Here is a 10,065-nt window from a genome sequence, read left to right as displayed (position 1 = left end):
TTCAACAAGCCACCCACCTCATGCAGAAGTCCACAGCTTGAGGCCGAATCTATTTATGAAACATGCTCTAAGAACATGGTGAGACTCTACATGCTGGTTTTGTGATGCCTACGTGTGTTGCGACCTGATGGCACATGTTGGGTTGATTTCGTTGATGGTTTCGAATGTCTATGGCGTATTGTCCTGCAATACTGCAGAGGGCCAGCCGTCGTGCCAAGAAATCGTAGAGATCTGGAGGGCGGGATGGCCGGTTTGCGCATCGTAGGCGTGAAAGACGATGATGTCTTCTCCTGTGGAGAGGTGAAGGAGGGATGCTCCGCCCGGGCCGACCCAGCGTGTGTTGCCGCTGAGCAGAGCGGTTCCTCCACCTTGTGCCATGGGGGTGCCACTGCGGTCGAGATAGGGGCCGGTCACAGCGCGCGAGCGACCTACCATCGTGCGGTAGGTGCTTTTTACGCCGCGACAACAGAGGTCCCATGAGACGAAGAGATAGTAGAAACCGTCGTGATAGAGGATGAAGGGCGCTTCGACGGCCTGCGTGTCGGGTGGAAGACCGGGTTTGGCGGCCTCTGCGGACGCAGGCTGCCTGCGAGAGGCAAGAGAGTAGAGGGTGGTGTTGGTGGTTGAAGTCTTGCCTGTTGCAAGGTCGAGGCGGCGCATCTTGATGCCGCTCCAGAAGCTTCCGAAGGAGAGCCATGGATTGCCGTGCGCATCGAGGATAAGGTTGGGGTCGATGGCGTTGAAGTCGTCGGTGGATTTGGATTGCAGGACGAGACCCTGATCGACCCATTGGTAGTCAGGGCTCGCAGAGTCAAGGGTGCGATTGGTCGCGAGTGCGATGCCGGAGGTGTTCTTGCCGAAGAGGGAGAAGGCGTAATAGAGGTGGTAGAGGCCATTGTAGAAAGAGATATCGGGAGCCCAGAGATCTCTTGTGCCGGGGCTCATGGTCTTGATCCAGTCGGGTACGCCGGCGGGGAAGACAGCTCCGCAGCGATGCCAGACTTTGAGATCGAGTGAGCAGCGGATGGAGAGTTGTCCAAGGGGATGGACCGGAGGCGGCGCGGGCTGGCCATCGGCTGCAGGTGGCGCGGGTGGCGGCATCTCTTCCCCGGCTCGTGGCGCTGCTCCAGTGGCGAAGACATAGAAGGAGCCGCCCTGTTGGATGATCGACGGATCGTGTGTTCCTGCGAAGGCCCCGGAGAGTTGGAACGCCTGCGGTGCGTCTGTTTGGGCTGTTGCCGCGGAACCAAACGGAAATAGAGCTGCCGTGGTGATCAAGGCCAATGTGACCTGTAGAGTTGTTCTATTTTGGCGAGGTCGAGAGGAATGGAGATGTTTCATGGTTGGCAACCGAGAAAACATTTTCTTTGCGGAATCTAATCGTGCCCAGTCTTTGCATGAAAGCAGATCTTCTTGAGTAAAAGCAAATTTATAGTGATGGGGCAGATAAGTGTCAATGCTAAAAAGAGCGTCCCTAGCTTTTCCTAGCCATTTCGAGATAACAGTTGCTTGTTTTTGTTATGGATATAAGACAGATTGTTACCTCTCAATGCCTCGTCTTGGATCAGCCGTATCATAGCTGATCGCCGGGTACCTGAAAGGCTCAGTCCTCTGCATCACAATGCGCATCTTTGTGGGTGATGTTTTGTAAATTGCGGTTGACAGAGGAGTAGGGGCTTCGTTACCGTGGTTCAGCGTTGAGTAAACGATTTCTTTGAGATCCCATTCATACTTTCGGATATGAAGGTTTTGCCTCTATGTTTTTACTGCGGTGGAATCGTTTCGAGGGATACATGTTCGATCGATTGATGAAGGTTACATTCTTTGTGTGCGGATTCGCGGCTCTGGCGACGGCGTTATCTTTCGCCCAGGAACCGGCGAAGCTTTTGGTGGCTGAAACGTCGGTGTCTCCGGTTAGCCCGATGCTGTATGGGCTTATGACGGAAGAGATCAACTTCTCCTACGACGGCGGACTCTATGCCGAGATGGTGCGCAATCGTACCTTTCATCAACATTGGCCTCACTTTGAGTTCTGGACTGTGGTGGCGCATGGCTCGGCAGAGGCTGCTATGGGCGAAGGTGCGACGGGACCAAGCAAGGCGCTGCCGAAGAGTCTGAAGCTCACCATCACCGGAGCTGCGCCCGGTAATGAGGCCGGCATCGGCAACCCCGGTTATTGGGGGATGGCTGTTCGGCCATCGAGCAGCTATACGGGATCGTTTTATGCGAGCACGGATGCTGCGAATCGGGTGCATGCTCGTCTGATTGCGGATGACACCGGAGCTACGGTGGCTGAAGCTACGGTTGATCTGCCGCAGAGCGATTGGACGCGTTACAGCTACACGATGCGAACCGGGAGAGAGATCAAAGCGAGTTCTGCCAATCATCTTGAGATCACGTTCGAGCAGCCGAGTACAATCTATCTGCAGCTTGCTTCGCTATTTCCTTCAACCTATAACGACAGAACCAACGGTAACAGGGCGGACCTGATGAAGATGATGGCAGAGATGCGCCCACATTTTCTGCGACTACCCGGTGGAAACTATCTTGAAGGCGACTATATCAACGAACGCTTTCAGTGGAAGCAGACCATCGGGCCTCTTGTGGATCGCCCTACTCATCGCAGTCCGTGGAACTATCAATCTTCCGATGGAATGGGTTTGCTGGAGTTTCTGGAGTGGTGTGAGGACTTGAAGATTGAGCCTGTGTTGGCTGTCTACGCGGGATACTCGCTGCGCGGGGACCACGTGAATCCGGGCAAAGATCTAGAACCTTATGTGCAGGAGGCGTTGGAGGAGATTGAGTATGTCACCGGAGACGCGACGACGACGTGGGGTGCAGAACGCGCTAAAGACGGCCACCAGGCACCTTTTCCATTGCGCTATATCGAGATCGGCAACGAGGACTGGTTTGATAAGTCGAAGAGCTACGATGGGCGGTTTGAACAGTTTGCCAAGGCCATCCGCGCTAAGTATCCACAGTACAAACTGATTGCTACGACTCCGGTGAAGACGAGTTCGCCGGATGTGGTGGACGATCATTACTATCTGACTCCTGATGAGTTTTTTGCGCAGAATCGAAAGTACGATGCAATGGACCGCAATGGGCCGAAGATATTCATCGGAGAGTGGGCCACTCGTACGGGCTCGCCTACGCCAGACTTTGGAGCGGCGCTCGGCGATGCTTCGTGGATGACGAGTATGGAACGGAACAGCGATCTGATTGTGATGGCTAGCTATGCGCCACTGCTGACCAATGTGAATCCAGGTGGCATGCAGTGGGCTACGGATTTAATTGGATACGATGCTCTGCGGTCTTATGGTTCGCCGAGCTATTGGGCGCAGGTGCTGTTTGCGCAACATATCGGCGATCACACGGTAAAGACCGCGGTTACGGGGGCTAATCCGCTTTTATTTTGGTCGGCTACTGTCTCAAGCGGGGATAAGGTGTTGCACCTCAAACTTGTGAATGCTTCGGCGAAGTCGCAGCCGTTGAGCGTTGATATTACGGGTGTTAAGGCTGGTGCGGCGACTATGTATTCGCTGCATGCGGCTACGCGCTACGCTACGAATTCCATTACAGATCCTGACAGGATTCGACCGGTGACTACAACGGTTAGCGTTGCCGGTGATAGTTGGAAGCATGAGGTGCCGGGCAATACGATTCAGGTTATCGATATTCCATTGAAGTAGTTTCACGCCGGTGGGGGATGCGGAAGTTACTCATTCGCAATCATTTCGCGGAGGTCGGCGATGTGCTGTTTGAGGTGGGCGATCTTCTCGGGCCAGGAGTCCGGGCCTTTGTAGGGGACTCCGGCGGCGTATTCTCGCTCGGCTTCGGCGAGGCCGAGGATCACGTGCTCTAGTTTTTGTTGCAGCGTTGGACCGGGCATAGGCGAAGGGTATCACCTGGGCTCTGTTGCCGGCAGCAGTGGCCATTTTTTGTTCCTATTTGGGTTTGATTCTGGATGGGTATTGCAGGTTTTTTGTGGGCTGTTTTTTCCGCGTTTTTGCAGGGGTTTTTGGGAAAAGTGGGTGTCAAAACGTGGTTTCTTGCTGGTGAGTTTGTGGTGTTTGGTGGTGGAACGTGGTCGGCTGCTGGTCGCTTTTGGGGGCTGAAAAGTACGACACGGATTTGAGGTTTATTTTTGGGGATTCCTGTTTTGGGAGTGCGTGTCGGCGGAGGTTTGCGACTCACCCTTCGTAACGAATGCGAAGGGTGAGTCGCTGGGTTTTGACATGTTGAACTTCGTGATGTTGAATGCAACCCAGGCTGGATTCGGATGTCGGCTCACCTGTCGACCGGTTTGTCAGGCGTGTTGTAAGAATTCGGTGCGATATTTAGGCGCTAATGCTTCTGCCTTGGCTCTGAATTCGGCCTGTGCTGTGGGGTCGAGTGGTGGGGGTGGGGTGGTACGGGTAGCGACAGGAACGCCTATCTCGGCGAAGAAGTTCTCCTGGCCAGCGGGAGAGCAGACGCAAAGAAGACGGACGGGTTGGCCGCTTGCGTTATGAAACTGGTGGGGTGCGTTAGCGGGGATGTGGATGGTTTCGCCGGCCTTTACGGTGGATTCTGTTCCGCGGAAGGTGGCCTCTATCTCGCCATCGAGGAGGATGAAGGTCTCTTCGAAGTCGTGTCGATGTGGAGGTGGGCCGCCGCCGGGTGGAATGTGCATGTCGATGAGGCAGAAGCGGCCTGCCGTATCTTCTCCTGAGAGGAGGATGGTATAGGTGTCTCCTACCAGGCCGATGTGGGGTCTGCTTTGGGCGTCGGCGCTGGCGAGGATCAAGGCGCGGGTTAGATCGTCGGGCGGAGGCGAGAGGGTGTCGTGAGTGCCTTGATCGGAGGTGCTTTTCATGCGCTACTCCTTGATGAGTTCGGGGATTAGTTGTTCGCTATGCGGTTCGTGCTTTCGCGCGAATGCCCTTTCATGCGGTGGAACTGCATGAGTGAGTACCCGAAGTATGTGTGGTTTTCATGTATGGGTCACGCATCCATCAGAGTCGTAGACCAAACAAGTTGACGCGCAGGAAGGCGAGGATGATGAGTGCGATTGCGGTCACCGGTATGACAATGCCACGAGCGCGACGAAAGTCGGGGTCTGCTGTCTTGATGCGACCGTACTTGATCCACCAGCGAATGGTCATAACCGGTACGGCGTACTTTATGAAGACAAAGCCAACCATACCAGCGAGGCCCAGGAAGGGGAAGAAGGTTAACACCCCAAAAGGAATCAGAATCCCCAACATGATCTTCAGGTAGCTGGCATCGCTACAGGCCTGACTGATTGTGCTGGTTATGGCTGCGGACTGTTCAGCGGAGGCCTGGTCTATAGGAGTGTGACAGAAAGAACATTGTTGCATTGAGGTGTTGATAGTCTCTTTGCAGTTCGGACAAGGGAAGACGCTAACGGCTGAGGATAGGCTGAGACTCTGCGCCATGACTGTCGCCTCGTTGATTTACTTTCTGGCAAGGTTAGCATGGGGCAGACTTGAGATAGCTCGTGCTCCCCGCTCATGCGGTGGTCTGCATACATATGGCATTCAAAGTGTTGATTGGGTTTTATGTATGGGCACATGTCAATTACCTGCTTGTCCTCGAGGACGGAAGCTTCTACCAACAGGATGGCCAAGCTTTATCGGGTTGAGTTTATGACGCTTAATTGCTCATCCTATTAAGACTGGTTGACTTGAGGTAATTAGACTGTCAGGATCGCCCATATGCTTCCGGCAAAATTGACATCCTTCTTGGCTCGGATAGGCAATCTTGCAACTAAGTCTTCTAGTATGGCTTTTCTGACGTGTCGCAAGGCATCTGCATTTTGTCGTGCCCAACGGGGGGTATGGAATTGTCGTCTGTCTATGACTTGGGATTCTCTGCTAACAGGTGCAGCTCTTTGGCTAATAGGTCTCCTGACACTCGTTTATTGGTATCACCACGTGCCAACTCCCGGAAAAGCTATCGGGGCTCTTGCTGTTGTGGCTGGAATAATGAGTGTTCGGCAGCTAAAGACTCCAGGCAAGATCGCTTGGATCATTTTGCTACTCCTCTTTCTCCGACTGGAGTTTAAAGCAATCAGTACTGACCGAGCTGAAAATGAGAAAAAGCAGAAAGAGTTTTTTGATTCTCAGAGAGAGGGGTTTGAAAAGGTTACTCAACAGGCCCGCAAAAACTTTGATCAGACCGCGCAAGGGCTTCAAATCTCGATAGCTGAATTAGGCAAGATTATGGAAACTACTCAGCGAGTCTCCGTAGATGCGAGAAGAGCAATGTTAGATGTGACAGGAGGCGACTCATACGCTTTCGTCTATCCAAGCTTCATTTTTGACGTGTCACCTTGCGCTATCCCACCGTGCCATAAAAGAATGGATCGTCGTTTTCTGTTGAAGATTCACAATGCAGGACAACAGTTACTGACCGACGTGCGAGTTAATTTTTATCTTTCCGAGGGACCCGAAGGTTCTCTCGGAGATATAAAACCGTTGAACCGCTTTCCAATAGGGTCTCTTGCTAAAGGCTCTGGTCGCAACATTAGCGATGAGCCTTTATATCCGACAGCAAATCGCTTCGGAAGATTCTCGTACTACGTTCTAATAATGGCGCAGAATGGAGGAGTCAATGAAAGTATTGATTTCCGACCATCTAAAAGTGGACAAGGAATGGCTTTTCGATATGTGGTTAGGCGCGGTAAGGGAAAGCCAGACCCGAAAAATATTGCCACAGAGAAAACAGACTTTGAGACTCTCATTGATTCAGGATGGTGCGAGCCCGAAGAAGGCGGTATGAGGGCCAATTCTGTTCCATCGACTCACTCTAATGATCGTCATTAAAGTCCTCCGGTCAAATGGCTAAAGGTATAACTACAGCTGTATACGAGGCGCGAGGCGCTTTTTTGATTTAGTTGGGGGGAGGCGCGACCTAGGGAGTGGTGGTGTGTCTAGAATGGGTACGACGCAAACGGGGAATCTTATGCCGCGCATGTTCCTTTCGCTCTTGCTCCTCTTTGGATTGTGCCATCGGGCCTATTCGCAAACAGTAGCTCCAGGGTCGTCCGGGCTTACGCTGCATGAGGGGACGAAGCTGGTGGTGGTGGACGTCGTGGTGACGGACCGCAGTAATCAGCCGGTGCATGGGCTTGGGGTGAGCGACTTTACGCTGCTTGAGAATAACGATAGGCAGAGGATTCGGAACTTCGAGGAGCATCGGGGTGCGGCTGCGGGGAGCGTGGAGGCGAAGGCTTTGCCGCCGATGCCGCCGGGATACTTCTCGAACTACACGCCGGTTCCGGCAGGCAGCGCGGTGAATGTTCTGCTGCTGGATACGCTGAATACTCCGGTGACGGACCAGATCTATCTGAAGGATCAGATACGGAAGTTTCTAAAGGAGGCGACGCCGGGTGCGCCGATCGCGATATTCGGGTTGACGACACACCTGACACTGCTGCAGAGTTTTACGGCTGATCCTGAGTTGCTTCGGGCGGCGATCAATAAGAAGAACAGCTCGTTTTCGGTGTTGCTGGCTAATTCGGTTACGGGTGGTCCGACGGAGAAGTTTTCGGATGACTATGCGGAGTTCGCGGCTAGTACTGCAATGGGCCCGAGCGCCGCGAGCGACTCTTCGCACACGATGATGACATTGCGGGGCGGGGAGACTCAGACTGATTCGAATCAGTTGGTGCTGCGGGCGAAGTACACGCTGGACGCGATCAATCAGATAGCCAGGTATCTTGCGGGGATGCCGGGGCGAAAGAATCTGATGTGGTTCTCCGGGGCGTTTCCGATCGACATTCTTGCGGACAGCGCGAAGACGAATGAGGGAGGAGAGTTCGAGAGCCTGGAGTCTGAATTTCGCGATACGACGAATCTGCTGACGCGCGGGCAGGTGGCGATGTATCCGATTGATGCGCGGGGAGGGGTGGTGTCGACGGTGGGGGATGTGTCGCAGAGTGGGGCGGTGTATGACGCGGAGCCGACGCGGTTTGCGCAGGACCAGTTGAAGTTTCATCAGTCGTTGGCGAGTGATAATGCGACGATGCGGCGGATGGCTCTGGAGACGGGCGGGAAGGCTTTTCTTGCGGAGAATAATCTGGCTGGGGCGGTGAAGCAGGTTGTCGATCTGGGGTCGAACTATTACACGCTGGCGTATTCGCCTTCGAATCCGCATTGGAATGGGGACTATCGGAAGCTGCAGGTGAATCTTGAACGGCAGGGGCTAACGCTGGCATATCGGCGTGGGTATTACGCGGATGATCCGGATGCTCCGGCGAGGGGTGGACGTGGGAATACTGCGGCGGCGCAGACGGTTCCGGTGGGGCCGAGCGATCCGATGCGGTTGGCGATGATGCGGGGTGCTCCTGATTCGAGCCAGATCGCTTTGAAGATTCGGGTTCTGCCGGTGAGTGACAAGCCGGAAGGAAAGCTGGCGAAGGGGAATACGCTTTCGTCGGTTTCGCGGACGAAGGGGCCTTATCGAGACTATTCGGTTGATTTGGCGGCTAATCCGCATGAGGTGCAGCTGATGAAGGGGGCTGATGGGAACTACCGCGGGTATCTGCAGTTTGTGACGTATGTCTACGATCAGGATGGGCGGCTGGTGAATCGGGTTGAGGATGTGATGCGGGCGAACTTTACGCCGGCGTTGTATGCGCATGTGATCGCTACGGGGCTGCCGTTTCATCAGGAGGTGAGTGTGCCGATGAAGGGGGAGTATTACGTGCGGGTGGGGATGCACGATCTGGGAAGCAATCGTGTGGGCGCGGTGGAGGTGCCGGTGTCGACGGTGAAAGATCTGGCGCCGCTGACGGCGTCGGCGCGTGTGGGGGATGCGGGTATGTTGCCGAAGTAGTTGGCAGGGGCGCGGGGTTATGAGGCGGGGCAGTAGTGCATGAGGGCGCTTTGGTCGAAGCGGTCGAGGAGTTCGCTATGTCCTGGTAGACCTCGGCTGCCCCACTCATGCGGTGAGACTGTATTGAGTGGGGCAGCCGAGGTTTTGGGGTTGGTTGAGAGTGGGGCGACCGCCTGTTCGTCAACCGTTAGACGTCTTTGTCTGTCTTCCAGACGTAAAGAAACTCTTCATTGCTGGATGTGGCCAGGTTGATACGCGCCTGCCGCGCAGCTCTGCTCAGTGCGGACCGAATGTTCTCTTTTGTATCGGGGAGCTCGGAGAGACGGACCTTCAAAGCTGTTCCCGGACCAAGCTGCGCTATGTCAGCCAAAAGCTGAGTGACGATCTCTTTGTGCTTGCCGTCTCTTCCCTTCGGAACATTGACCTGGAGCACCGATTCGAACTTCATCGGAGTTGCTGTGAGCTCGCTGTCGTTTTCCACCAACGCCTCCTTTGATCTAAACGTAACGCTAACGTAGCGCAGAATTGATAATAATCTGATGCCTCGCGCGGCTGTCAAGATACTATGTTCGGCTGGAATTAAATTCCTCTCTAAACGATAGATATAAAAGAGTTAACCCGTATTGAGGCGCTGGGCCTATGTTGAAGATCAGAGGTAATTCCGTATGGCTCCCAAGTTGAAGTTTGAAATTGTTCCCCTGGTCGAAGTGCCCGCCGAAGATGCATCCATGTTCTCGGAATACTCCGAAGAACGGCGTCCTTCGGTGCTTGTTGTGGACGATGAACGAATCATCGCGGATACTTTGTCGATCATTCTCTCCAAAAGCGGCTTTTCGACGATGACAGCCTACAACGGAGTCGCTGCATTAGAACTCGCAAGGACTCGCATGCCTGACCTCATTATTTCCGACGTGATGATGCCGGGAATGACTGGCATCGAGCTGGCGATTACGGTGGCTCAGACCATTCCTGAATGCAAGATTTTGTTGTTTTCCGGGCAGGCCACAACGGTCGATCTGTTGGAGAAGGCGCGTGGCGCCGGCTATGACTTCGCGGCAATGACTAAACCGGTTCACCCAACGGACATGCTGAAGCGTGTCTCCGAATGCTTGGCGACGCGTGAGATATTATCCGCGGCCGCCATGAGTCGTCCTTCTGGAGGCGGACTTTTGTATCAGTAAAAATAACTTCTGTGGACCATTCAACCGGATCAGAGTGTCA

Annotated in this window: 10 protein-coding genes; 5 read left to right on the top strand and 5 right to left on the bottom strand. The window is 54.1% G+C overall.

The window, feature by feature from the left end; all coding sequences use genetic code 11:
* Positions 1–168: 168 nt before the first annotated feature.
* On the bottom strand, positions 169–1,284 hold the full coding sequence (locus GSQ82_RS03115) for an arabinan endo-1,5-alpha-L-arabinosidase (protein WP_254061385.1): 1,116 nt from the start codon (positions 1,282–1,284) through the stop codon (positions 169–171).
* A 509-nt stretch (positions 1,285–1,793) separates the two neighbouring features.
* On the opposite strand from GSQ82_RS03115, the gene GSQ82_RS03110 reads away from it, so the two are divergent.
* Entirely contained in the window at positions 1,794–3,692 is a 1,899-nt protein-coding gene (locus GSQ82_RS03110; protein WP_254061384.1) for an alpha-L-arabinofuranosidase A, read from the top strand.
* A 26-nt stretch (positions 3,693–3,718) separates the two neighbouring features.
* On the opposite strand, the gene GSQ82_RS03105 is transcribed toward GSQ82_RS03110, so the two are convergent.
* Positions 3,719–3,892, bottom strand: coding sequence for a hypothetical protein (locus GSQ82_RS03105; protein ID WP_158790560.1), 174 nt, complete (start codon positions 3,890–3,892; stop codon positions 3,719–3,721).
* Between the two features lie 75 nt (positions 3,893–3,967).
* Between GSQ82_RS03105 and GSQ82_RS03100 the strand changes: the two genes are divergently transcribed.
* The gene (locus GSQ82_RS03100; RefSeq protein ID WP_158790559.1) at positions 3,968–4,138 is read left to right on the top strand and encodes a hypothetical protein; all 171 of its coding nucleotides are present in this window, start codon (positions 3,968–3,970) and stop codon (positions 4,136–4,138) included.
* A gap of 171 nt (positions 4,139–4,309) precedes the next feature.
* Here the strand turns inward: GSQ82_RS03100 and GSQ82_RS03095 are convergent, their stop codons facing one another.
* Together GSQ82_RS03095 and GSQ82_RS03090 are read right to left on the bottom strand one after the other, a co-directional pair.
* Positions 4,310–4,858, bottom strand: a complete 549-nt coding sequence (locus GSQ82_RS03095) for a cupin domain-containing protein (protein ID WP_158790558.1) — start codon at positions 4,856–4,858, stop codon at positions 4,310–4,312.
* Between the two features lie 139 nt (positions 4,859–4,997).
* On the bottom strand, positions 4,998–5,363 hold the full coding sequence (locus GSQ82_RS03090; protein ID WP_158790557.1) for a hypothetical protein: 366 nt from the start codon (positions 5,361–5,363) through the stop codon (positions 4,998–5,000).
* A gap of 627 nt (positions 5,364–5,990) precedes the next feature.
* Between GSQ82_RS03090 and GSQ82_RS03085 the strand changes: the two genes are divergently transcribed.
* Positions 5,991–6,830 (top strand): hypothetical protein, encoded by an 840-nt coding sequence (locus GSQ82_RS03085; RefSeq protein WP_158790556.1) that lies wholly within the window; start codon positions 5,991–5,993, stop codon positions 6,828–6,830.
* Positions 6,831–6,942: 112 nt separating this feature from the next.
* Positions 6,943–8,844 carry a VWA domain-containing protein gene (locus GSQ82_RS03080; RefSeq protein WP_158790555.1) on the top strand — a complete coding sequence of 634 codons (1,902 nt, stop codon included), beginning with the start codon at positions 6,943–6,945 and terminating at the stop codon, positions 8,842–8,844.
* Positions 8,845–9,031: 187 nt separating this feature from the next.
* Here the strand turns inward: GSQ82_RS03080 and GSQ82_RS03075 are convergent, their stop codons facing one another.
* Positions 9,032–9,325 carry a hypothetical protein gene (locus tag GSQ82_RS03075; RefSeq protein ID WP_158790554.1) on the bottom strand — a complete coding sequence of 98 codons (294 nt, stop codon included), beginning with the start codon at positions 9,323–9,325 and terminating at the stop codon, positions 9,032–9,034.
* Between the two features lie 184 nt (positions 9,326–9,509).
* Between GSQ82_RS03075 and GSQ82_RS03070 the strand changes: the two genes are divergently transcribed.
* Positions 9,510–10,025 carry a response regulator gene (locus GSQ82_RS03070; protein ID WP_158790553.1) on the top strand — a complete coding sequence of 172 codons (516 nt, stop codon included), beginning with the start codon at positions 9,510–9,512 and terminating at the stop codon, positions 10,023–10,025.
* Positions 10,026–10,065: the final 40 nt, after the last annotated feature.

It is taken from the genome of Granulicella sp. L60, from assembly GCF_009765825.1.
Taxonomy (GTDB): domain Bacteria; phylum Acidobacteriota; class Terriglobia; order Terriglobales; family Acidobacteriaceae; genus Edaphobacter.
This window is presented reverse-complemented; position numbering and strand designations above follow the sequence as displayed.